Origin of the sequence: Halocella sp. SP3-1, assembly GCF_003953885.1 — a bacterium.
Classification (GTDB): domain Bacteria; phylum Bacillota; class Halanaerobiia; order Halanaerobiales; family DTU029; genus Iocasia; species Iocasia fonsfrigidae.
Genome location: NZ_CP032760.1, coordinates 1436122 through 1461784 on the forward strand (window position 1 = coordinate 1436122; position 25663 = coordinate 1461784).

Below are 25663 nucleotides of genomic sequence, written 5' to 3' on the forward strand. Positions count from 1 at the left end.
AAGGAGATGAGGAAGATGGGAAAAGCGACTGGTTTTATGGAATATACCCGTGAGATTCCTGCGGAATTGTCGCCTGCTGAAAGGGTAAAGAACTGGCAGGAGTTTAAACTTCCTTTTGCTGAGGAACTCTCCCGGAAACAGGGTGCCCGTTGTATGGAATGTGGAATTCCTTTTTGCCATACAGGCATTGAACTAAACGGTATGACTGCAGGTTGTCCACTTAATAATCTGATCCCTGAATGGAATGACCTGATATATAGGGGGATGTGGCAGGAGGCCTTAAATAGGCTGTTGAAAACCAATAACTTCCCTGAGTTTACAGGACGGGTCTGTCCGGCACCCTGTGAGGGTTCATGTACTTTAGGGATGAATGAACCAGCAGTTACGATTAAAACAAACGAATATCAGATTATAGAAAAGGCCTTTCAAGAGGGATGGATTAAGGCAGAACCCCCGACAGAGCGTAGTGGGAAAAAAGTGGCTGTTGTTGGTTCAGGTCCTGCCGGGCTGGCCTGTGCTGATCAACTTAACAAAGCAGGTCATCTGGTTACTGTCTATGAGAGGGCTGATAGAATTGGTGGTTTGTTGATGTATGGTATTCCTAATATGAAGTTAGATAAAGAAAAGGTAGTTCAGCGGCGGGTAAATATGATGATCGAAGAGGGAGTAGAATTTATTACTAATATTGAGGTAGGACGGGATATTTCAGCTGATAAATTACAGCAGGGTTATGATGCACTTGTCCTATGCGGTGGGTCTACTAAAGCGCGTGACCTGAAAGTGCCTGGCAGGGATCTTCCTGGTGTGTATTTTGCCCTAGAGTTTTTGTCAGCTAATACCAGTAGTCTACTTGATTCACAGCATAAAGATGGTAATTATATCTCTGCTGAGGGTAAAGATGTTATCGTAATAGGTGGTGGTGATACAGGAACTGATTGTGTTGCAACTTCAATACGGCAGGGATGTAATAGTGTTGTTCAGTTTGAAATCATGCCTCAGCCCCCCAGGGAAAGGCAGGCAGATAATCCCTGGCCTGAATGGCCTAAAACATTAAAACTAGATTATGGTCAGAAAGAAGCCCTTGAGCTTCACGGCAGGGACCCCCGTGAATACCTGATCATGACTAAGAGATTTCTTGCTGACCAAAAAGGTAAATTAACTGGGGTTGAGACAGTTAAGATTAAATGGGAGAAAGACAAAGATGGAAGGTTTAACCCTGTAGAAATTCCTGGGACAAAGAAAACCTGGCCGGTTCAATTAGTCTTACTGGCAATGGGTTTTTCAGGTCCTGAAGAAACACTGCTTGAAGAACTAGGTCTGGAACAGGATGAAAGGTCAAATGTTAAAGCAGGGTATGGTGATTTTGCAACTAATGTTACAGGGGTATTTGCAGCTGGAGATATGCGTCGGGGACAGAGCCTGGTTGTCTGGGCTATCAAGGAAGGCCGTGAAGCAGCTGAAGAGGTGGATAAGTATTTAAATGCTTAGTAAAAAATGATTATAAACAATAAAAGTGTAGTTGAATAGTAATTATATAAAAAAGGGCTGTCTCATTTGAGACAGCCCTTTTTTATAAATGGTACCCCTGGTAGGAATCGAACCTACGCTACTAGTTCCGGAGACTAGTGCTCTATCCACTGAGCTACAGGGGCATAAAGAACACTGCTTATTTATTGTAACAAAATAAGCAGGGGGTGTCAATAATAGTTAGTGTTTATTATCTTAGTTTATTTAAAAAAGATAGTATTTACTGGCTCTAAATGATGTAATTGAAGCAGCCCGGAGTTTCAGTGTAGTAGCTGAAGAATCCTGTACTGCAATAAATAAAATTGATAGATTAATTAAAGAGATACAGCAGAGTATGAATAATGCTGCATGTAAAATGGAAGGCAAAGTCAGTGTTGTTGATGAAAGTGTAGCTGCAATAGAGGAGACAGGAGAATCATTTGATTAGATAAATGCTGCTGTTTTAAAGGACATAGTTTAAAACAATCCCACTTATTATTAATAATAGTGGGATTGTTTTATTTATAGAATATATTGTCGGTGCAATGTATATGTGAATAATTGTCGATTTTAGCAAAAAAACAGTTGACTTAGGGTTAATTTAATGATATAGTTAACACAAACATTACATATATATAACATAAATATCTTAAATGATTGTCAGGCTAAAAAGTTATACCCGTTTTTAGGTATAAACTTCAATGAAGAGAGGTGATGGGTTTAACTATTATAATATGTAATGTTTTAGTATTTAAATATGAGGTAATCTGGGGGAGGAATTATTATGAAGAATAAAAAGATAGTATTGTTAAGTTTATTACTGCTGTTAGTTATTACCATGTTTTCTTCTTTTACTATTTATGCAGCCTCATTAACAGAGGTTATAGAAAAAGGGGAGATTAGTTTTGCGATGAGTGGGGGTTACCCACCATTTAATTTTTATAATGAGCATAATGAATTAGTGGGTTATGATGTTGATGTGGCTGCTGAGATTGCCAGTAGACTGGGTGTAGAGTTTGAACCTGTCACAACAGCCTGGGATGGAATTATTGAAGGGCTACGAGCTGGTAGGTATGATGGTATTTTAGGGAGTATGGCAATCACACCGTCTAGACTGGAGGTAGTTGATTTTAGTATTCCTTACTACTATTCTGGTGCCCAGCTTATTGTTGCTGATGATTCTTTAATTGAAACTCCGGCAGATATTGATGGTAAGACAGTGGGGGTAACAACCGGTACAACCTTTGCGGAAGATGCACGTAAACTTGGTGCTAAGATTAATCTTTATGAGGATGATAACCAGACACTAATGGAACTTATGAATGGTAGGATTGATGGGGTTATCAGTGACCGGATGGTAGGTGTTGGTTTTAAGAATAAAGGTTATGCTGTTAAAATGGCAGGGGAACTTTTGAGAACTGAGGATATAGCGGTTGCTTTTCGTAAAGAAGACAGCACTTTACTGGTTGAAGTAAATAAGATTTTACTAGAGATGCATAAAGACGGTACCTTGGCTGGGATTGGTGATAAATGGTTTGGTATGGATATTACATTAAAATAATGTGAGGGATAATAATTGAGTTAGGATACCGAAAGATTGGAGTGGAGGAAATTGCCTTATGATTTTAGTATAGTTCCAAAGTATATTTCGTTTTTTCCACGGGCAGCGTTAATGACTCTTGAGATAACTGCCCTTGGGATCTTATTGGGTATGGTGATAGGATTAATTACAGCCTTTGCCAGGATATCAAATAAGTTCTTTTTTCGTTACCCTGCTAAACTATATATTTTTCTGGTAAGGGGAACACCATTGTTATTACAGTTATTTATAATCTACTATGGTCTGGCAACAATAGTACGAATACCCTCCTTTCCTTCAGCTGTTATTGCCCTGGGAATTCACAATGGCGCTTATATTGGGGAGGTTTTTAGAGGTGCGATTCAATCTATTGATGAGGGTCAGATGGAGGCTGCCCGTTCAATTGGTATGAGCTATTCCCTGGCTATGAAGAGGATTATCTTACCTCAGGCTTTTCAGCGGGCTATACCACCCCTGGGTAATCAATTTATTATTGCTTTAAAGGATTCTTCACTGGCCAGTACTATTGCTGTAGGTGAACTTTTACTTAAAGCAAGGCAATTGGGTTCATCTACTTTCAGGTATATGGAGATGTTGTTGATTGCAGCCTTATTTTATTTGATATTAACCAGTGTTTTTACTCTGATCGTTGGCTATATCGAAAAAAGCTTACAGGTTGAGAGGAGAGGGGAAGATGTAACAGAGGAGGTTTTGCTTAATGATCCAAATACAGAACCTGCATAAGTGGTTTGGTAATACACAGGTTTTAAATGATATAAACCTGGAAATTTTTCGTCAGGAAGTAGTGGTTATAATAGGGGCCAGTGGTTCTGGCAAAAGCACTCTTTTAAGGTGTATTAATTTCCTGGAAAGGGCTGAGAAGGGGAAAATATTTATCGATGGCCAATATATAGAGCCGGCTAAGAGTAATCTAAATTTGGTGCGCCAGGAAGTAGGAATGGTATTTCAACACTTTAATCTTTTTCCACATAAGACTGTCCTGGAGAATGTGATTGAAGGTCCAACACAGGTCAAAAAAATCCCCCATGATCAACCTGTTATTATGGGGAGAGAGCTATTAGCTAAAGTCGGTCTGGCTGATAAGGCAGATGTACATCCGGCGATGCTATCAGGTGGTCAAAAACAGCGGGTGGCTATTGCCAGGTCATTAGCGATGGAACCCAGCATTATGCTTTTTGATGAACCAACCTCTGCCCTTGACCCGGAACTAGTTGGGGAGGTATTAATTGTGATGAAAGAACTGGCCCAAGAGGGGATGACTATGGTCGTAGTAACACATGAGATGGGTTTTGCAAAGGAAGCTGCTGATCGGGTTATTTATTTAGATCAGGGAAGGGTTGTAGAATCAGGTGACCCGGAGCAGATTTTTAATGAGCCTGAAGAAGATAGAACTAAATCCTTTTTAAGTAAAATATTATAAGTTGATTATTAAATAAAAATAAATACAGATATTTAAAATACACCTCTTTGATTAAGTCTTATTTAGTATGATACAGCTAAGGGGTGTTTTTGTATTTCAACAAATTTTATAGTGAGTCAACAATATCTGACAATTTATATTGACATCAGAATCTTCTTATTATATAATTAAAATGAACAAAATTTCAAATAATGAACAAATGTAATTGAGGTGATTTGGTGCTTGAAAAGGAACTGGAGTTAATGACCAAAGTAAGTTTACTCTATTATAAACAGGAATTTAGTCAACGGGAAATAGCCAAAAAATTGGATATTTCTAGACCTAAGGTTAGTAGACTGCTGAATAAAGCTAAAGAAGAGGGGATAGTAAAAATTGAAATAGTTAGTCCGGTAAAAGATACCTCAAATTTGGAAAGTGAAATTGAATTAAGATACAATTTAAAAGAGGTACTATTTATAGATAAAACAGATAATCAGCCAGATGAGCTAATTAAGATTAAAATAGCTAATAAGTGTAGTGAATATTTAGAAAGAATTACAGAGGGAAAGGAATATCTTGGCTTAGCTGCTGGTACTACATTATATAAGTTTGCTGAAGAGGGTAATTTCAGTAATCGAAAGGATTATAGATATATTCCCTTAATTGGCTCACTTTCAGATATAGGGGAAAGCTATAATAGTAATGAAATCTGCAGTATTTTAAGTAAAAGGGTGGGGGGGACTAACTATTTATTGAGTGCTCCTGCTCTTGTGAAAAGCCAGGAGATAGCAGATTCTTTCAGGGATGAAACAAGAATTAAAAGGATATTTAACCTCTACAAAAAGATAGATGTTGCGATTCTGGGTATTGGTGTTGCAAGTAAAAACCATCCTTTATATAAAGGTCATTTAACACCCAGGGAAGAAAAAGAATTAGAAGCTCATCCATTATGTGGTAGTTTGGGTATAATTACTTATGATCAAAATGGAGAGATAATAGAGACAGCATTTTTAAAAAGATCTCTTGGTATCGATTTCAAAGAATTATTGAATATTCCTATAAGAATAGGACTGGCTTTCGGTGTAAAGAAAAGAGAGGCTATATTTGCTGCAATTAAAGGTGAATTTGTTAATGTATTAATTACTGACTTAAATACTGGTCAGTGGTTGAATAAAATATAAAAATAGGGGGAGTAAAGAGATGAAAAAAATTATTATTTTACTTATGGTTGTTTGTTTAGTAGTAGTTTTTTCTTTGTCATTGCTGGCGGCTGGAAAAGATATTGCGGTTTTAACACCATATCTGGCATCTGTTACCACTAATACGATGATTGAATCTTTTAGAGAAGAAGCTGAAAAAGAGGGATGGGAAATTACTGTCTATGATACTAAAGGTGACTTTAATGAGTTAGCCAACCGTTATGAAGATATTATAGCACAGGGTGTTGATGCAATAGTAATGGGCATGGGCGACCCCAATCAATTAAAAAAACAGATAAAAATAGCCAATGAGGCTGGTATTCCAGTATTTGGTGGAGATGCTGGTTATATAGATGGTATCCAATGTAATGTAACCTCAAATAATTATATACTGGCTGCTCAAAACACATCATATCTTTTAGATAAAATTAATGGTGGTAAGGTTGTAAAATTTTATCACTCGGCCCATCCTGGTGTCTTTAAAAGGGAGGTTGTTTTTGACGCTATAGTAGACTCAAGGGATGATATTGAGGTTGTGGCTGAACATTTTGTTCAGGTTCCTGGCCCGATTGAAGATGCCCGTCAGGCTATGCAGTCAATACTATTGGCTAACCCGGATATTGATGCGGTCTGGGCTGCCTGGGATGAGCCGGCTATCGGGGCTTCTCTAGCAATACAGCAGGCTGGTCTTGAAGCTGACATCATAGTCTTTGGTATTGACGGTAATTCACAGGCACTGGAAATGATCAAGAAAGGTTCCCCAATTAAGGCTACTGTTAAACAGGACTTTGCCGCTATGGGTACAATTCTTGTCGAACAGATAAAGAGGGTATTTGCTGGGAAGGAAGTTTCGGATAAGATAATCTATGCACCGAGTATTCTTGTTACAGAAAGTAATGTAGAGCAATTTATAACAGATTAATGATCATAGATAAATATAATTCTGCAGTGTAATTAATATAACTGCAGAATTATATTTCTTTTAAAAAGGTGGTGAGTTAATAAGTGTGTAGTAGACTACTTGAAATGAAAAAAATCAATAAATCTTTCCCTGGAGTAAAGGCCCTGGAAAATGTAGATTTAAGCCTTGAAAGTGGGCAAATCAGGGCATTGGTAGGGGAAAATGGGGCTGGAAAATCTACCCTCATTAAAATTTTGGCAGGTATCTATCAAGCAGATAGTGGTGAAATATATCTAGAAGGTAGTAGAGTATCTATTAAGGAACCGGAACAGGCTAAAGAATTAGGCTTGGCCTTCATCCACCAGGATGTTAATTTAATACCTTATTTTAATGTCATTGAAAATATCTGGCTTGGTTATAAATACCCTAAAAAAGGCATCTTTTTTTCCAAAAATAAAATGGAAGAAAAAGTGAAAGGGCTAGCAGATAATTTAAATTTTGAACTTGATCTATATTCACCTGTTAAAAGATTATCAACGGCAGATAAATGGTTAGTTGCTATCCTTAAAGCATTTATGATGAATGCCAGAATACTTGTTCTTGATGAACCCACTGCAGCCCTTACAGATAAGGAAATTAAAGAGCTTTTTATTAATCTAAAAAAAATTAAAGATAGAGGGATGGGGATTATCTATATATCCCATAGATTGGAAGAAATATTTGAAATAGCTGATTCGATTACAGTATTAAAAAATGGAGTCAACGCAGCTGATAGATTGATTGATGAGATAGATAAGGATGGTTTGATTTCTTTGATGACCGGGAAAGAATCTTTGACCAGGTTTCCAGAAAAAGAAGCTATTGAAGAGAGAAAGGGTCTAGAAATACTTAAAATTAAAAATCTTAATGGTGATGGATTTAATGATATAAACTTTAATTTATATCAAGGGGAAGTGCTTGGTTTTTTTGGTTTGGTAGGGGCAGGTAGAACCGAATTAATGGAAGCAATATGTGGTCTTAATGATATAAATGATGGTGAAATAATATTAGAAAATAATTTGCTGGAAGCTAAAAACCCTTATGAAGTAATAAATAAGGGTATTGTCTTGATACCTGAAGATAGAAGGGAAGAAGGACTGGTTTTAAATATGAGTGTTTTAGAGAATTTTTCGCTGCCAAATCTGCCTTTGATGCTTAAATCAAAGATACTAAAAAACATTGATAAGGCCAGAGAAAAGGACATTGCTCAAAAATATGTTAATGAACTACAGGTAAAGACACCATCTTTAGGACAAAGAATAAAGTTTTTAAGTGGTGGAAATCAACAGAAAGTAGTAATAGGTAAATGGTTAATAAGAGATAATTCTGTTATTATTTTTGATGAACCAACTGTAGGAATTGATGTAGGTGCCAGGACTGAGGTATATAATCTTATAAATAATCTTACTAAAGAAAGTGGGATAATTGTAGTTTCCTCTGACCTACCAGAAATAGTGGGAATTTGTGACCGGGTTGCGGTTATGGCTAATGGTCAAATTACTGGTATTTTAGCAGGTGAAGATATTAGTGAAGCGAAAATATTAAATCTTAGTTATCAGGGGGTTTAGGATATGAAGAGTATTTTGAAAAGGTATGGTACACTAATTGGCCTGATTCTTATCTTCATTGTATTTACAATCTTAAGGCCTGGTGTATTTCCTACTTTACGAAATTTAGTAAATATATTAGAACAGATTTCTCTGCTTTCTATAATTGCTATGGGTGCTACTGTCATTATGGTAATTGGTGAATTTGATTTATCTTTAGCAAATATAAGCAGTTTTGCAGGTATAATTTCGGCAGGTTTACTGGTAGCTGGTTTACCAATATATCTGGTAATACCGGTAGTGCTTATTTTAGGTTTTGTATTTGGTCTAGTAAATGGTCTCTTGGTATCAAAACTTAATATATTATCCTTTATTACTACCCTGTCAACGGGGACTTTTCTCGCTGGGATTACTTTCTGGTATTCAGGAGGGACGATTATTTTTTCAGGAATACCAGATGATTTTCTAATATGGGGTCAGGGAGAGTTATTTGGATTACCTATACCAGCAATTATTATGATCGTGATATTTATTATTTTCTGGTATATTTTTAATCAGACGATGTTAGGGAGGAATTTATATGCAATAGGGGGTAATGAAAAAGCGGCTAAGTATTCAGGTATTAAAATAGAGAGAGACAAGACAATTGCCTTTGGATTGGCCGGACTACTGGCTGCTATGACAGGGATTATCTTGACTTCAAAACTAGGTTCAGCACATCCAACAGCTGGTGGTGGATATCTATTAAAATCCTATGCAACTGTTTTTCTGGGTATGACACTCTTTAAGGAAGGGGAGCCCAATATCCCAGGTACTCTGGTAGGGGTTTTAATAATGGGGGTACTGGCCAATGGATTAACAATTTTGAGTGTACCCAACTATTTTCAGGATATGTTGACAGGGGCTATTATAGTTTCAGCTTTAGTATTTCAGGGAATGAAGGTGCAGAACAGATAAGGGGTTGACGTAATATGTTGCAAACTAATATTTTAAAAAATAGTCTTATCAAAAAGAAAGAAGATAATAAGCCAGTGATGATTGCTTATTTACCTGCAGCTTATCCCGATATTGAGACCTCTAAAAAATGGATAGAGATTTTGTTTGATAATGGTATTGATGCAGTTGAACTGGGTTATCCGTCAAAATCTACTGATATGGATGGTAAAACTATTAGTGATGCCCATCAGGAAGTAAAAAATGATGGTTTCAAAGAAAGTGATTATGAAATGATTGCTAGATATGTTTCCAGGAATAGTTCCGGCAGACTGATTGCTATGGGTTACTGGAAGGAATTAAGGGAAAAGTTCTATAGCAAATTTGAGAATTCCTGGTTGAGAAGTGGTATTAAGTATTTACTTTTGCCTGATTTAAATCTAAGTAATAAAACAGAAGTAAAATATATACAGGATTGTGGGTATAAATTGATTCCGTTTATAAGCCGCTTGGATTTTAATTTGAATTACAGCTTATTTAAAAATGCTCCATTTATCTACTGCCCTGCATATAAAGGTAAGACTGGTAATAGTGGTAAGATAGACAAACTTCATTTGACTAAATTAAAAGAAAAATTAAGGGAGACTGTTTTAAAGGATCTGCCGTTACTGGTGGGTTTTGGGATAAGTACTGGGGAAGATGCATTCCGTGTACGTAGTCTTGGTTATGATGGAATAATTATAGGTACTGCAATGCTAAAGGCATTTCAAGAGAGTGAGAATAGGGCTTTAACTTTAATAAGGGAGTTAAGAGCAGGTCTGGAGGGATAGATTATGACTGAAAAATATATACTTACTTATGATATGGGAACCACCATGATTAAATTAGTACTCTTTGACCAGGAAGGAAACATTGTATATGATGACAGTTTTAATCTTGATAACTATAATATAGACGGGCATCAGGTTCAGCAGGCTGAAAACTGGTGGGATGGTATTATTACATTGACCCATAGACTAGCTGATTCTGGTATTGATTTAAATAGTATTTCAGCTATAGTTTCTACTGGTCAGATGGAGGACTGTCTGCTCCTTGATTCAAAAGGAGATATTTTAACAGAGGTATTATTATATTCTGATGGTAGGGCCACTGAAGAGCAAAAATATATTATTGATAGAATAGGTGAAGAGGATTTATACTATATATTAGCTAATAATTTTGACTCTTTAATGTCAGTTAATAAGTATCTCTGGCTTAAGAAACATAGGAAAGAGGTCTTTAAAGAACATGCCTATCTTATATTAGGAGCAAAGGATTATTTAAATTTTAAACTAACGGGATATAATGTAACTGATTATACTAATGCCTCTACAACTGGATTTATGGATTTGAAAAAACTAAAATGGAGTTCCAGAATAATAGATGAATTAGAGATTGATATCAGTAAGCTGCCACAGATAAATAAATCAACCTCTATTATAGGTGAAGTAAAGAAAGAGCTTGCTGAAGAATTAAAAATCCCGTCAGGGATACCGGTTATAAATGGTTCTGGTGATGTAGGTGCTTCAACATTAGGTGCAGGGGCATGGAGAGAAGGGGATATTTACTGCTATCTCGGTACAACAGGTTGGCTGGCCGCCCCTTTAGAGAGACTGACTGATAATCCCAATGTTTTTACCTTAAGTAATATTGATGGTGAGGGTTATATCTTAGCTGGTGCAATTCTGAATGCCGGTAAACCCTATGACTGGTATCTGGCTAATTTTTTAAATAAGTATATAGATAAGGGGCTTAAAGAAGAAGATTACTTAAATAATGAGGAGAAAATAAAAGACCTTAATGCAGCTGAGAAAGGGGTTTTCTTTTTACCATTTATTAATGGGGAAAGGAGCCCGATAAAAGTAAAGGAGAACAATGGTGTATTTCTGGGCCTTGGACCTGAGACAGATAAGTACCTATTATTAAGGGCTGTTCTGGAAGGTGTTTCTTTTTCATTAAAGCATAATCTAAATGAACTAAAGGGTTTAGGTGATTCTATAAGAAAGCTGAACTTAATTGGTGGGGGTGGTAAGAGTAAGGTGTGGCCCCAGATTTTAGCCAATGTTTTAAATCTGGAGGTTAATGTATTAGATCTGGGGATAGGTGCCCCATCAATGGGAACAGCATTAATGGCCTATAAGGCACTGGGACTACTCAATAATTATAGTGAGTTTATTGAACGCTTTAGTGTTAAAAAGAAGTTCAGACCGAAAAAAGAAGACGCAGCTATTTATTCACAGTCTTTTAAATACTATTTAGCTTATATAGATAAATTATATAATTAATGAAAATTCAAAGATACGCAAGTGATAAACTACCCACCTTATTATAATAAGGTGGGTAGTTTATTTAACTTATGAAATAATTTAGTATATAATATATATTGTATGAAAGTGGAAAATAATTATAAGTAAGTGGATTGAGGATAGATGGTAAAGCAGGGTGGTGTGGTATTATGTTTGAGAGATTTAAAAAGATACATAGAAAATACAAATTAAGGTATAAGATGATTTTTGTTAACTTACTGATATCTATTTTGCCGATCATACTAATTGCCCTGATATTTTACAATATATTTTTAAATAATATTGAGAAGTATGTTTCCGATTCTGTTGATTTGTATTTTAATCAGGTTAATCATAGATTAGAGGAATATTTAGATACAGTAAATATTATTGCTGATTCTGTTTTCTTTGATAAGAAATTACAGGAGCTAATAATCAGTAAAGATAAGAACTACTGGGATAAATATAATGAAATAGACCTCTTATTTCAGTCTTTTTTAAAATTTTATGAATCTGTTGAGGATATCTATGTAATTGATAATAATCATAATATCTATCATTCTAAATCCATAGTTTTCAGAGATGAGTTTAAGAATTTTATTATTAATATTGATTCAGCTAAAATAAATGACGGTAAGCTGTATTTTGCTGATCCGCTTAAGACCAAGGGTGGTGACTTATATTTTATTGCCTACCGAGTAATCAAATCTATGTTTTTCGAAAACTTTATGGAGAATATAGCAAGGGGAGCAGTTATTTTGGATGCTAAAAAAATAGAAAAAATTATTGAGGAAAATAATCTCCCTGAAGGGTCTCATGTTTTTATTCAAAATAATGCTGGAGAAGTAATTACAGTTACCAGGGATGAGACAGTAGATATTTATCGGAGTTCACAGGCTGATCTTAATTCAAATAAGAAATATATTAATATAAATGGTGTGACTTATATGCAGAGAACAAGTGAGCTTAATAAGGTAGGCTGGACTATCAAGGCATTGATTAATAGAGATAAGCTGGTTAAAGAGGGGCGGGTTGTGCAATATATCATAATATTAATTGCTTTGATAGTCTTTGTTTTTGTAGTAATAACTACTTTAGTATTTAATTACCGCCTAACATTCCCCTTAAAGAAAATGGCTGATGCCTTTGACCGGGTTGCGACAGGTGATTTTAATTATCAGCTTAAGTTTAAGTATAAAAATGAGATTACTAATATAGAGGATAATTTCAATAATATGCTCAGAGAGCTGGAGGGTCTGACTAAAAACCTTTTGGATACCCAGGAAAAGGCACACCTAATAGAGCTGGAAAAAAAGCAATTTCAGTTAGATGGTTTACAGGCTCAGATAAATGCCCATTTTCTTTATAATACCCTAAATACGATCAGGGTGATGGCCCTTACTGGTGCTAAAAAAGAAATGGATAGAATGATCAGTAACCTGGTAGATTATCTACGTTATATAAGTAAAGTACATGAGTTTGTAAGTCTGGAAGAGGAACTTGAGCAGCTTAATAAATATAAGAATATTGAGAATCTACGGTTTGCTAATAAATTCAAAGTTAAATACAGAATAGAATCTGGTCTAGAGAGACTTAAAATCTTGAAGCTTACTGTTCAGCCAGTCCTGGAGAATGCTATTTTTCACGGGTTAAGACAGATATCAGGAAATGGTGTTATTCAGATTTCGGCTTTTCAAAAGGGGGATAAGGCTCTAATCAGGGTTATGGATAATGGTACAGGTATTAAAAAAAGGGAATTAGAGCAGATAAAATTGGGAATACAAAAACAGGATATTGTAACTGATAGTAGTAAGGGGAGTGATATAGGGATTGGACTGGTTAATATCCACAAGAGGATTCAGTTATATTATGGAAATGATTTTGGACTGGAAGTAAAGAGCTGGGAGGATATTGGAACGGTTGTTACAATTTCTTATCCATATAGAAAGGGGAAAGAAGAAGATGTATAAGGCTTTATTGATTGATGATGAACCCTGGATCTTAAAAGACCTTGAACTATTGGTAGATTGGAATAAGTTTGGATTTGAAGTGATTGCAAAAATAAGTAATAGTAGGGAGGCTGTTCAGTTAATAAAAAAACAGCAGCCAGATTTAATTGTCTGTGATATAAAAATGCCGGGATTAAATGGTCTTGAATTGATGAAAATGGTTAAAGTAGATTTCCCCGGTATTTATGTTGTTTTTGTAAGTGCCTACAGTGAATTTGCCTATGCTAAAGAGGCAATTGAATTAGGGGCCTTTGATTATATTTTAAAACCAACCAAGGATAAGGAACTAAAAGATGTCCTCAATAGGGTGTCTTCCCGTTTAGATAAAGATAGTGAAGAAAAAAAGGAATTAGAGAAGTATAGAAAAACAGAACTGTTTTTGGAGTTGTTAGAAAACGAGCTGGAGGAAGACGAAATCGTAAAAAAATTAAATAATATAGGGTATGATGTATTCTTTGAAAGTTATTGTATTTTAATAGTAAATTTACTTGGTAATGATGCTATTAATGAACAATGGCAGAGCCAATTGCAGAATTGTTTTTCTTCATATAAATTATTGTTTATTCAACTTGGTGGGAAGAAATGGTTGATATTATTTAATTTTAGTTTGGCTGATTTGAGAGATAGTAGGTGTTTTGAAAAACTGGGTTTGATAGCAGATAAATATAAGCTGTCAATAGGTATTAGTGACAGTTTTGATAATTTAATTGATTTAAAACACCACTATAAAGAGGCAGAACTACTTTCTTATAATCATTTTATTTATAAAAAGGGTGGTATATATAAACATTCATTATATAATAATAATTACATAGGGCTGTCAACAAAAATTAAGGGTCTGACTTCCTGTGGAGACTTAGAGAGATTTGTTGCTAAATTACCTAAATTATTAAACGAAAAAAGAATTAATTTGGAAGAAGTTGCTTATTTGTATAACCAGCTTCAGGAAAAGTCTAATACCCTCTGTAATCTTAGTGAAGAAATTGAACTTTTGGATCCGGTTGATATAATATATTTATTTAATGACCTTCATGGGTTATTTGCTCAATTAAGAGATATTTTAAATAAGCATGAAGATGGTGGAAAATCAGGTGTATCACATAATATTATAGGAGATATTGTCAAAGAGATAAAAGAAAATTTCCATAAAGATTTACGCCTTCAGGATTTAGCCCTTAAATATCATGTCAATTATAATTATTTGAGTCAGTTATTTAAAAAGGAAACAGGACAGACATTTACAAATTATTTAATTGAATTTCGTATTAAAAAGGCAATTAGGCTTTTTTCTAAAGACCTATTGTTCTACGAGATAGCCCGAAGGGTTGGTTATAAAGACTATTATCATTTCTGTAAAATATTTAAAAAACATAAAGGTCTCAGCCCGAGTGAATTCAAGAAAAAAAATGTATAGAATCGACAAAATAAAACCACCCTTAAAAAGGGTGGTTTTATTTTGTTCTAATAATTCCTAATATAAATACAAGTATTACTAAGAATAGTACATTTTAACTACTAAAGTAATAATATATAATTTATATAATAATTATGGAAATTATATTTTTGATTAAAATAATTTTTTATAGAAAAAGGAACGATAGTGCTTTTTTCTTTGAAGAATAATTACACAATGAAAAAAACGACAGGAAACTACCTGGTGCTTAAGTCGTCATTATAGTTAATACGTCCTAAAAATAGAGTAAAAATGAGGTTTAAAATGCAAACTTTTTTACATTATGCAATTAAAAATATGTTTTGCAGTAAATACAATAATTATAAGCGAAAGGGGTGATTTTTTAGAAATATTAAGAAGGGCTAAGGAAAATTTTAAAGGGGGAGATAGATGAATAAATAAATGATTAAAATATTGTTTACTATTATTAAAGTTGTTTTGATTTGTTTTGGCTAGCTTATTGTAAAGTAAAAGTTGGACAAAGAAAATGCTGATAGTCAGATTTTTATATCAATTGAAATAAATAAATTTGATTTAAAATCTAGGGACTATTATCAGTATTTTAGTAAAACAAATTAGTCTTAATGAAAAAAGGGGGAAATATCTAAATGAAAAAGATCTATGTTTTGTTACTTAGTGCAGTATTGGTTTTTTCTATGACTTTAGTTTCTATGGGTGCGCCTATTATTAAAGGGGATTTTAGATATGATATGTATAATGATGAAAGCAAAGAAGATGATGAACAGTCCTTTGCGACAGCTGATTTAAGGATTAGTATTCAAGATGAGCTTAGTGATTCACTTACTGCCTTTGCTAAATTCAGGGCGCGGCATCAAAAAAATGATGATGATACAGATTTTGATTTAAACGAATATTATGTAAAATATAAAAGATTCTGGGGTTCTGTAAAAGCCGGTTACTATGGATATAAATTTACTCCGAGTCGTGTTTTGTTAAAATCTGGTTATTTTCACGAGTGGCAAAAGGTTGATATAATGGCTGCTACTACCTTTAATACCCCGGTAAATGGCCTGACCTTTGATCTAATGTTCCAACCTTATGAACAAAAAACGCAGGGTGATGGGGCTTATGGGTTATCTACTAATTATAATGCTGATAAATGGGGAATTAAATTGACCTATGCTGATTTGCAAAAACCAGATGAAGCAGTTTTTGCTGTTGATGACAGTGCTGATGATGCCGATGTTTTTGCCTTTGATGTTTATTACACACCAATTAAAGGGATGAAGTTCTTTGTTGATGCAGTTGATTATAGTAGTAATGATGAATCAAATGCTTCTATCGAGGATTCTGTCTATGATAAAAAGGGTATTGATGGTCTGGATCCAGTTCTTGGTTTTCAATGGAAGGCCATTGGTGGTTCTAAAATAGATTTTAGTATGGAATATGCCCTTAACCCACGTTTTGAAGATACTGATAAAGAGTATGATGGGTCTGCTATTGGGGCTAAGTATCATCTTAGCAAACAAACCAGCTTAGAGTTTGAACACTATGTTATTGGTGATGACCAAACCAAGAATATGCTCCGCTTGCGGTATAAGTTTTAAGGATTAAGTTAGCAGTTAAGTGGGCGGAATTCCCTTCCGCTTCTTAACTGTTAATTGAGGATATTGGTACTAAAATCCCGTTTTATTTGATTTTGTATTGTTTTACTTTCTAATATAAGCACAAAGATTAATAAGGAAAGTACATTTTAATATAACAAACCATAAAATATAATAATCTTAAGAACATTATGTTAATTGTTTTTGATAATTTATAAACTAAGAATATTATTGTAGTAACGTAGTAATTATATTTTTCACTACATAATTACTTAATGAAAAATACATTTCTTTTTTTAAATATCTTAAGTATTAGAAATTTGAAAAGGGGTGATATTATATTAACTAAAAAGCTATATTTATTGTAGAAAGAAAAAAATACTAAGGGGGAGAAAAATGACAAAAAAGATTTTAGTTAGTTGTTTGGTGTTATTATTAGTTCTTTCATGTACCATTGGTGTTGCTGCTGAGAAGGTTACTTTAAGATTTTCATGGTGGGGTTCACAGGATAGACATGATCGGACAATGAAAGTTATAGAGTTGTTTGAAGAAAAATATCCTGATATAGATATTCAACCTGAATTTACTGGTTGGAGTGGTTATTGGGATAGAATTAATACCCAGATGGCTGGAGGAAATTTGCCAGATATAGTACAACATGTCCGTAAATATATTAGTGGCTATGTTAAGAATGAAAATTTATTAAATTTAACTACTTATTTAAAAGATGGTACATTAGATACCAGTAATATTCCGGATTCCCTTGTTGCTATGGGAAATATTAATGGCAGGCAATATGGGGTGGCTACTGGAGTAAATGCACCAGCAGTTTATTATGATAAAGGATTATTTAATAAGGCAGGGATTTCTTATCCAAGTCCAGATCGGACCTGGCAGGATGAGGTAGCTTTAATTAAAAAGCTACATGATAAATTGGGTATTTTAGGTTCTGCTAATCTAACATCACAGACAGATGTTGGTGGTTTTACTGTCTGGGTAAGGCAACATGGTGGTGCTTTATATAATGAAGATGGAACTGCCTTGGGTTATGATGATGACCAGATATATATTGATTTTATGGAAATGACTTTAAATGTCCTTGATTCAGGTGCTGTCTGGTCAGCCCCAGAACGGGCTGAAAATGCTGATACAGGGGTTGAACAGGATCCCATTACCAGACAGGAAGCAGCTATGGCGACAATATATTGGAGTAATCAGCTTGGTGCTTTAGTTAACTCCTCAGGTAAAATGTTAGGCATTACTACTATGCCTAAACTTGATAATCAACTAGCAGAGGGGCGATTCTTGAAACCTGCTATGCTTCTTACCGTTAGTGCTAATACTGAACATCCTAAAGAAGCCATTACCTTCCTTAATTTCTGGTTACATGACATTGAGGCTGGTAAGATACTGGGTACTGATAGGGGTGTACCTACTGAAAGCAAGGTAAAGGCAGCACTAAAAGAAGATGCAAGTGAGATAGATCAGGCTGTCTTTGATTATATTGATTTAGCTGCTGCTAATGCTGGAGAAGCTCTGGCAGCTCAACCACCTGCCTATCAGGAAGTAGTTGCAGCATATGAAGATGTTTACTGGAAAGTAATCTATAAGCAAATTACTCCTGAGGAGGGAGCCAAAGAATTTAGGGAAAAAGCCAACAGCATTTTGGCTAATCAATAAACAGGTAAAATATAATAATGGGTATAGGTTAGTGAAGATTATTTTGCTGGCTTATACCCCTATTTCAAAAGGGGAGGGATAAGACTTGAATAATAGATTTGAAGCACTAAAAGATGTGTCACGGATAGATCACAGGATTGGAATTAAGAAGATCATAAAAATGAATCTGGAGGGATATGCTTTTATTCTCCCGTGGTTGATAGGTTTCTTAGCTTTCATGTTATATCCTTTATTAATGTCTTTATATTATTCATTTACGAAGTATAGTATTGTGGGCAATCCAGAATGGATTGGTTTAGGGAATTATCTAAGGATATTTTTGACAGATGAAAAATTCTGGATGTCCTTAAAGGTTACTTTTTATTATGTGGTTTTTGCAGTCCCATTAAGATTGGCTGCTGCCCTGGCTCTGGCGATGTTATTTAAAAAGGCCAGACCATTAACTAATTTTTATAGGGCAGCTTATTATGTCCCTTCAATCTTAGGTGGAAGTGTGGCTATTTCAGTGGTTTGGCGTCAATTATTTGGTTCTAAGGGGGCTTTTAATGATATTTTACTATCATTAGGTCTTATTAATCAGCGCATCTCCTGGATTGGGACCCCTGATACAGCTATCTGGACTTTGATACTATTAGCGGCATGGCAGTTTGGTTCTCCCATGATTGTCTTTTTAGCTGGTCTGAAACAAATTCCGAAGAGCCTCTATGAGGCTGCTAAAATAGACGGTGCCAGCAAGTGGCAGCAATTTACACGGATAACAATACCGTTGTTAACTCCGGTTATTTTCTTTAATTTACTGATGCAGATGGTCAGGTTATTTTTGATGTTTACCCAGGCCTTTATTATTACTGATGGTGGTCCTTTAGACAGAACCTTGGTCTATGCACTATATTTGTATAGAAAGGGTATTAGTTTTGGACATTTGGGATATGGATCAGCTCTGGCCTGGATTATATTGGTGATACTAACTGTAGCGACAATTATTATCTTTAAAACATCAAATAAATGGGTTTATTATGAATCCTAATAAATGTTGTTTAAAAGGGGGGAAAATAATGAGTTTATCATTTGCCAAAAAAGAACGGCTTAATAATATTTTATTTCAGGTTTTTGTTTCTCTCTTTTGTTTTGTAATGATCTATCCCTTACTCTGGATGTTAGCAGGTTCCTTAAAAACTTCGGGAAATGCTTTGACTGCTACACTAATACCAGATGGGTTAAATTTTAGTAATTATCTACAGGGTTGGAAAGGATTTGGTGGACATAGTTTCTCTATTTTTTTCAGAAATTCTTTTTTTATAGCTGGGATGGCTACATTGGGACAGCTTTTTACTTCTTCTTTTGCTGCTTTTGGTTTTGCCAGGACCAGGTTTATTGGTCAAAAGGTGTTTTTTGCCGTAATGATTGCTACTGTCCTGTTACCAGCTCAGGTTTTACGTATTCCGCAGTATATTATGTTTAATAACTGGGGTTGGATGGATTCATATCTACCAGTCTTACTTCCTCAGATGCTTCCAGTACCATTTTTCACCTTTTTGATGGTTCAATTTATTCGTGGAATTCCGTCAGAGTTAGATGAAGCTGCTTTGATTGATGGTTGTAACAAGTTCGGCATTTATTTTAGAATTATCTTACCAAATTTGAAACCAGTTATGGTTACAGCAGGTATATTCAGGTTTTACTGGACCTGGAATGATTTTATGACACCATTACTCTATCTGCAAACTGTAACTAAGTATCCTATATCTATAGCCTTACGGATGTTTTCTGATCCTAATGCTATTACTAATTGGGGTGCTATGTTTGGTATGACTGTTCTATCTATTGTACCAACCTTAGTAATCTTTATTTTCTTCCAGAAATACTTAGTAGAAGGTGTAGCTTCATCTGGATTAAAGGGCTAAATGTTATAGATTATATATCAAAAAAATTTATTATATATATTTCATAGAAAAAGACGAGATAGTATACAATAGCCAGTGGTATTCCGAAGAAAGTCGCTATTTCTATTTTGTCTTTTTTTACTAAGGAAAAATATAATCGTTTAAGAGTCTGTTCGAAAAGTATCAGTATATACCGCCGGGGATTATATATCCCTTCACTCAACGGTAACACCTTAACTTCGTTCAGGGATATATAATCCCCTATTTATAGCTTTTCGAACACCACTTTAAGAAGAAAACAAAAAAGGAGGTTTTTTTTTGAAGTATAATTTAAAAGGTGGATTATGGTTTATATTAACATTGGTTTTATTAATATCTTTCATGATATCAGCATTTATTCTGGCTGAAGATGAAATGATAAGTGTTTCCGGTGATTGGCAGGGGAGTATCTTTGGGAATGTTGGTGGTCAAAAAAAGATCACAAAAGAAAACTTTGAAATTACTGAGAATAATGATGGAAGTGTTAGGCTTAGGAGTTCTAATAATAGGGGTAAGATTGAAAGTAAATCAGAGGGAATAGCCTACTACTTTAAAGAAGTACCTGCTGATGCTAACTTTGAATTAAGTGCTACAGCTACTGTTGAATCTTTTGAGATGCATAATCAGGTATCTTTTGGTTTAATGCTTCGTGATAAGGTGCTCATTAATGAGAGTAATAAAGAAGATATTGGTTATACTCTGGCTGCTGGAATTCTTAATGCCAAAAAGGATGTTCCTAAAATAGGTTTTTATAGAACAGCTGAGGGGCAGACAAAGCTAGGGGAGTTGGTAAATGATGCTGTCCCTAGTGCTGGTAATACCTATGATTTAAGTATTAAAAAATCTGGTGATGTATATATATTAAAGTTTGGTAATGAAGAACCTGTTATAATTGAAAATTTTAGTGGATTTGAAACTGGAAAATTATTTGCCGGTCTCTATACTGCCAGAAATACAACAGTTATCTTTAGTGATATTAATTTCAGTTTGGATACCAGGAAGGTCAAGGACTTATATGTAAATACAACTGCAATGCCGACCGATTATCTTTTAGAAGAAGAGTTAGATTTAACAGGATTGAAAGTCACAGCAAAATTTTCTGATGGGTCAAAAGAGATACTGTCAGAGGATGATTATATTGTAACCGGTTTTGATAGTAGCACAGTAGGGACTAACCCAATTAGCATAAATTATAATGGAGTAAGTAGAACGGTTAATTTAGAGATAAACTCTTTGACCTGTACAGGTTTGAAAATAAAGTACTATCCGGCAAAAACAGATTATTATCTAGGAGATAGATTTGACCCTGAAGGTTTTGCTGTAATAGCAGAATATAATGAAGGATATAAAAATGAAGAACTAACAGTTGATAAATATACCTTTTCTATTGCAGGAGAATCTATGGCAGGAAGTGACTATGTATTTGATAGTGCAGGAGAAAAAATAGTTACTGTAAGCTCAATGGAGAATCCCGCTATATCTATAAGTTTTGCTGTAAATGTTAAAGCTGCTGAAATTACTTGCTTAGAAATTAGTAAAGTACCAGAAAAGGAATTATATTTTCTTAGTGATAAATTAAACCTTACAGGTATGACTGTCTATGCTAAATATAGTGATGGTTCTAGAATTAGACTGATGAAAGATGAATTCTCAGTATCTTCTTTAGATACTACGAGTCCTGGTGAAAAAAAGGTTATAATTTCCCATAAAGGAAAAGAGGCAGTATTAAATTTAACTGTTAAAATGAAGGAGTTAACAGGTCTTGAAGTCACAGAATACCCACAGACAACATTTTATCTTGGTGATGATTTTACAAGTAGAGGGTTAGAGGTATCTTTAGTATATGACAATGGTGATAAAGAGGTATTAGCAGGAAGTAATTATACAGTTGATTTTTCGAATTTTGATAATACTAAGATGGGAGTATATGATGTTAAGATTATTCCTGCTGATAGTTTAATCACAGCTATTACTTATCCAGTAACTGTACGAGAAAAGACTGAATATGAGTGGAAATATACTAGATTTGGTCAATCTACTAGTGAAGAGGATAATTTTATCGATATAAAAGAAGATGGTACAATAGAGCTTGCTTCTATTAATGGTGGTGGAAAAGTTGCCACAGACCATGATGGCATCAGTTTTTATTATACAGTGATTGATGCCTCCAAAGATAATTTTGTATTATCGGCTGATATTAAAGTGATTGAATATGCTAAAAGTTCACATGATGGTCAGGAAGCCTTTGGTATTATGGCCAGAGATGCCATCGGAGAATTTGGTGATACCGGGGTATTTGCTTCTAATATGGTAGGTCTAGGTGGTTATAGTGGAGGAAGCAAGGATCCTAATGGAACACAGCTCTTTATGAGAACTGGAGTAGAATCTTCAGATGGGACAGGAAGTAATGGGACCTCAAGTATGATGATCAAGGAAGAGAAACCTAAAACCAGTAATACCTATCCTGCTAAGGAATATAGATTGACTTTAGCGAAAACAAACAGTGGTTATACAGGAAGACTTAATGGTGGTAAAGAGGTAATGTTATTTGAACCTGATTTTCTAAATGTTCAAGATTCAAAGGTTTATTTAGGTTTCTTTGCTGGTCGTGTTGGGCATATTGAAGTAAGTAATGTAGACTTTAAAGTCTCAGCAGCAAAAACTGATGCACCAAAGGTGGAGCCTCCTGAAGAGGCTGTAACACCGACCTTGGATTTCTTATCATTAGATAAGACTTCTAAGACTGATTATAATTTCTTATTAAAATCTAATGTTAAGGGGATAGTTATTGTTAAACAAGGGAGAAAAGTAATAGCTAGAGACCAGGTAGTTAAAGCTAAGCAGGAATACTTAATAGAAACAGAACTTGCTGAGAATACTAAGACTAATTTTAGTGTCAGCTTTTTACCTGATGATACTCAGTATTTAACATCTTACGATAAATTAGTTAAGAACTTTACTGTCGAGATGAAAAGCTATGTAGAAGATGGTGATATTTATGTTTCACCAACTGCCAGTAGTGGTGGTGCAGGTACTTTAGAAGATCCACTAGATATTGATACAGCAATTTCCTTTGTACGTGAAGGTCAGAAGATCATCTTACTTGAGGGTAGATATGTACGTGATTCCAAATTGGAGATTAAAAAATATAATGATGGTACTGCTGAGGCAAGGAAGTATCTGGTAGCGGCAGCAAACACAAATCCAATCATAGATTTTGATAAAAAAACTGAGGGTGTTCTCTTAAGTGGTAACTACTGGCAGGTGAAAGGGATTGAATTTACTCGTTCAGCAGCAAATGAGAAAGGCTTTGTTGTTGGTGGGAACCATAACATAATTGAGGAATGTCTATTCTATGAGAATGGTAATACAGGTTTACAGATAAGCCGTACCGACATAAATGAAGATGATAAGTCTAAATGGCCGTCTTATAATTTAATCCTTAACTGTACATCTTTTGATAATCGTGATCCATCTGATAATAATGCTGATGGGTTTGCTGCTAAGCTTACATCAGGTGTAGGTAATGTATTTAGGGGATGTATTGCCCATCATAATATTGATGATGGGTGGGATTTATATACTAAGGTAGGAACAGGTGCTATCGGTCCAGTTGTGATAGAGGACTCTATTGCCTATAGTAATGGTACCTTAACAGATGGTACAGTAGGTAATGGTGATAAGAATGGGTTCAAACTTGGTGGTGAAGGTGTTCATGTACCCCATATTATTAAAAACTGCCTAGCCTTTGACAATGGGGCTGTTGGTTTTACAAGTAATAGTAATCCAGCTGTTATTGCTATCAATAATATTGCTTTGAATAATATTGGGGGAAATCTGGAATTTACTACTTATAAAGAAATTGCTGTTGATTTTGAAATTGATGGTTTTATGTCTATTGCTACCAAAGATATTCCAGCAGATAATTTTCCTGTAGAATTAGAATCAGCTAAAAATTATATGTTTAATGGTAGTGTATCAGAAAACCAGCTGGGCAATAGAATAAACAAAAATGATTTTGTGACTTTAATACCACAACTCCCTTTTGAAAGGGATGATAACGGAAGGATAATGATAGGTGATTTTCTAAAGTTAACTACTAAGTAAGAAGAAAGGATAGTCAGAAAACAACCCCTTTCATTTATTTTGTATAAATGATTATTTCTATTCTTTATTTTCTGATAAATCTGGTATATAATGTAATTAGTCAGGTCAATAAAGAAGGGGTTGTTTTCTATGTCCAGAAAGGTTTTATTATATTTTTTGATAATATTATTATTGCTTATTGTTAAAACAGAAGTAGCTGTTGTTTCCAATAATAATATAACTATTAGTATATCATGGTGGGGCTCACAGGTTAGACATAATAAGACTTTAGCGGTGATAGAACTATTTGAAAGAAAAAACCCGGATATAAAAATACAGCCTGTTTATACAGGATGGAGGGAGTACTGGGATAGAATAGCTGCATATGCTGTAGGGGGTAATTTGCCTGATATTATGCAGCAGGATTATAAGTATTTTAATTCCTATGTTGACTATAATATTTTAAGGGACATGGATGATTACATAGATAGTATTATCAAGGTTGCAGAGGTTGATGAGGCTTTATTGGAATCTGCCAGGTTTGATGGTAAGTTATATGGTATTCCTGCTGGACTTAATACATATACTATATTATATGCTCCGAAAAAGTTTGCAGAGGCTGGACTAACAGAACCTTCTTATAATTGGACATGGAATGAATATAAGGAAATATGTAGAAAACTCCATGAGAGACTGGGTATATATGCAGCGACCAGTCTTCCGATGGCAACCAGAAATATTACAGGCCTTGAGCATTATGTCAGGCAGCATGGCCAGTCTTTATTTGACATGTCAGCTCATAAACTGGGATTTACGGAGGATTTGTTTGTTGATTTTTATAAAATGGATTTAGAGTTAAGCAGGGAAGGGGTCTTTGCCCCTGGAGAACTCCGTCTGGAAAATCACACTATAGAAAACGATTTAATTGTTAAAGATGCTGCAGTTATGGCTGCCTATTGGACTAATCAGATTGTTGCTATTTCTAAAGCTGCTGGTAAACCATTAAAAATGTTACCTTTTCCTCAGGCTAAAGATGAAACCAGGTCTGGTTATTACTTAAAGCCCTCCATGTACTGGACTATAACCAAAAATAGTAAACACCCTGAGATAGCAGCAAGATTCATTAATTTTTTGATTAATAATTTAGAAGCTAATAAACTTTTAAACGGTGACCGTGGTGTGCCGATTTCTTTTGATATCAGGCAAAAATTACAGCCTATGCTTGATGATCCGGAAAGGAAGATGTTTAATTTTATAAAATACATTTCCAATAACTCAAGTATTATTGAACCACCACCACCTGCCCAGTATGATCAGGTGATAGAAATTTTGGAAGAAGTACATTATAAAATACTGGAGGGGAGTCAAACACCATCTGAGGCATACCAGGAATTGAGGATGCGTACAGATAGGGTTCTAAAATGATTAAAAAATAATACTACTATAATAAATAAAGCTATTGAAGGATAAAATTCAATAGCTTTATTTTAATCATATCAT

At 34.7% G+C, this 25663-nt stretch carries 18 protein-coding genes and 1 tRNA gene; 18 read left to right on the forward strand and 1 reads right to left on the reverse strand.

The window, feature by feature from the left end; translation table 11 throughout:
- The first annotated feature begins 15 nt into the window (after positions 1-15).
- Complete coding sequence (locus tag D7D81_RS06835; protein WP_125988544.1) at positions 16-1488, forward strand: glutamate synthase subunit beta; 1473 nt, start codon at positions 16-18, stop codon at positions 1486-1488.
- Between the two features lie 89 nt (positions 1489-1577).
- Here D7D81_RS06835 and D7D81_RS06840 read toward each other — a convergent pair.
- Positions 1578-1652 (reverse strand) — tRNA-Arg (locus D7D81_RS06840).
- A 638-nt stretch (positions 1653-2290) separates the two neighbouring features.
- Between D7D81_RS06840 and D7D81_RS06845 the strand changes: the two genes are divergently transcribed.
- From D7D81_RS06845 to D7D81_RS06930, 17 genes are all read left to right on the forward strand, one after another.
- Positions 2291-3067 carry a transporter substrate-binding domain-containing protein gene (locus D7D81_RS06845; RefSeq protein ID WP_125988546.1) on the forward strand — a complete coding sequence of 259 codons (777 nt, stop codon included), beginning with the start codon at positions 2291-2293 and terminating at the stop codon, positions 3065-3067.
- A 51-nt stretch (positions 3068-3118) separates the two neighbouring features.
- The gene (locus tag D7D81_RS06850; RefSeq protein WP_125991973.1) at positions 3119-3829 is read left to right on the forward strand and encodes an amino acid ABC transporter permease; all 711 of its coding nucleotides are present in this window, start codon (positions 3119-3121) and stop codon (positions 3827-3829) included.
- Positions 3804-4526, forward strand: coding sequence for an amino acid ABC transporter ATP-binding protein (locus tag D7D81_RS06855; RefSeq protein ID WP_125988548.1), 723 nt, complete (start codon positions 3804-3806; stop codon positions 4524-4526). The genes D7D81_RS06850 and D7D81_RS06855 overlap by 26 nt, the downstream gene beginning before the upstream one ends.
- 218 nt (positions 4527-4744) lie before the next feature.
- On the forward strand, positions 4745-5686 hold the full coding sequence (locus D7D81_RS06860; protein WP_125988550.1) for a sugar-binding transcriptional regulator: 942 nt from the start codon (positions 4745-4747) through the stop codon (positions 5684-5686).
- 19 nt (positions 5687-5705) lie between these two features.
- Positions 5706-6626, forward strand: a complete 921-nt coding sequence (locus D7D81_RS06865; RefSeq protein ID WP_125988552.1) for a sugar ABC transporter substrate-binding protein — start codon at positions 5706-5708, stop codon at positions 6624-6626.
- 104 nt (positions 6627-6730) lie between these two features.
- Complete coding sequence (locus tag D7D81_RS06870) at positions 6731-8212, forward strand: sugar ABC transporter ATP-binding protein (protein WP_125988554.1); 1482 nt, start codon at positions 6731-6733, stop codon at positions 8210-8212.
- Positions 8213-8215: 3 nt separating this feature from the next.
- Positions 8216-9148 carry an ABC transporter permease gene (locus tag D7D81_RS06875; RefSeq protein ID WP_125988556.1) on the forward strand — a complete coding sequence of 311 codons (933 nt, stop codon included), beginning with the start codon at positions 8216-8218 and terminating at the stop codon, positions 9146-9148.
- A 14-nt stretch (positions 9149-9162) separates the two neighbouring features.
- Positions 9163-9954, forward strand: a complete 792-nt coding sequence (locus D7D81_RS06880) for a tryptophan synthase subunit alpha (protein WP_125988558.1) — start codon at positions 9163-9165, stop codon at positions 9952-9954.
- A 3-nt stretch (positions 9955-9957) separates the two neighbouring features.
- The gene (locus D7D81_RS06885) at positions 9958-11448 is read left to right on the forward strand and encodes a xylulokinase (RefSeq protein ID WP_125988560.1); all 1491 of its coding nucleotides are present in this window, start codon (positions 9958-9960) and stop codon (positions 11446-11448) included.
- Between the two features lie 170 nt (positions 11449-11618).
- Positions 11619-13418 carry a sensor histidine kinase gene (locus D7D81_RS06890; RefSeq protein ID WP_205739361.1) on the forward strand — a complete coding sequence of 600 codons (1800 nt, stop codon included), beginning with the start codon at positions 11619-11621 and terminating at the stop codon, positions 13416-13418.
- Complete coding sequence (locus tag D7D81_RS06895; protein WP_125988564.1) at positions 13411-14871, forward strand: response regulator transcription factor; 1461 nt, start codon at positions 13411-13413, stop codon at positions 14869-14871. The genes D7D81_RS06890 and D7D81_RS06895 overlap by 8 nt, the downstream gene beginning before the upstream one ends.
- Positions 14872-15518: 647 nt before the next feature.
- Positions 15519-16478, forward strand: coding sequence for a porin (locus D7D81_RS06900; protein ID WP_125988566.1), 960 nt, complete (start codon positions 15519-15521; stop codon positions 16476-16478).
- A 393-nt stretch (positions 16479-16871) separates the two neighbouring features.
- Positions 16872-18155, forward strand: a complete 1284-nt coding sequence (locus tag D7D81_RS06905; protein ID WP_125988568.1) for an ABC transporter substrate-binding protein — start codon at positions 16872-16874, stop codon at positions 18153-18155.
- An 85-nt stretch (positions 18156-18240) separates the two neighbouring features.
- Positions 18241-19182, forward strand: coding sequence for a carbohydrate ABC transporter permease (locus D7D81_RS06910; protein ID WP_205739362.1), 942 nt, complete (start codon positions 18241-18243; stop codon positions 19180-19182).
- Positions 19183-19210: 28 nt separating this feature from the next.
- Positions 19211-20059, forward strand: a complete 849-nt coding sequence (locus D7D81_RS06915) for a carbohydrate ABC transporter permease (RefSeq protein WP_125988570.1) — start codon at positions 19211-19213, stop codon at positions 20057-20059.
- A gap of 297 nt (positions 20060-20356) precedes the next feature.
- Positions 20357-24184: a right-handed parallel beta-helix repeat-containing protein gene (locus D7D81_RS06925; RefSeq protein WP_125988572.1), complete on the forward strand. Its 3828-nt coding sequence runs from the start codon at positions 20357-20359 to the stop codon at positions 24182-24184.
- 129 nt (positions 24185-24313) lie between these two features.
- A complete protein-coding gene (locus tag D7D81_RS06930; RefSeq protein ID WP_125988574.1) occupies positions 24314-25588 on the forward strand; it encodes an ABC transporter substrate-binding protein in 1275 nt (424 codons plus the stop codon).
- The last annotated feature ends 75 nt before the right edge of the window (positions 25589-25663 follow it).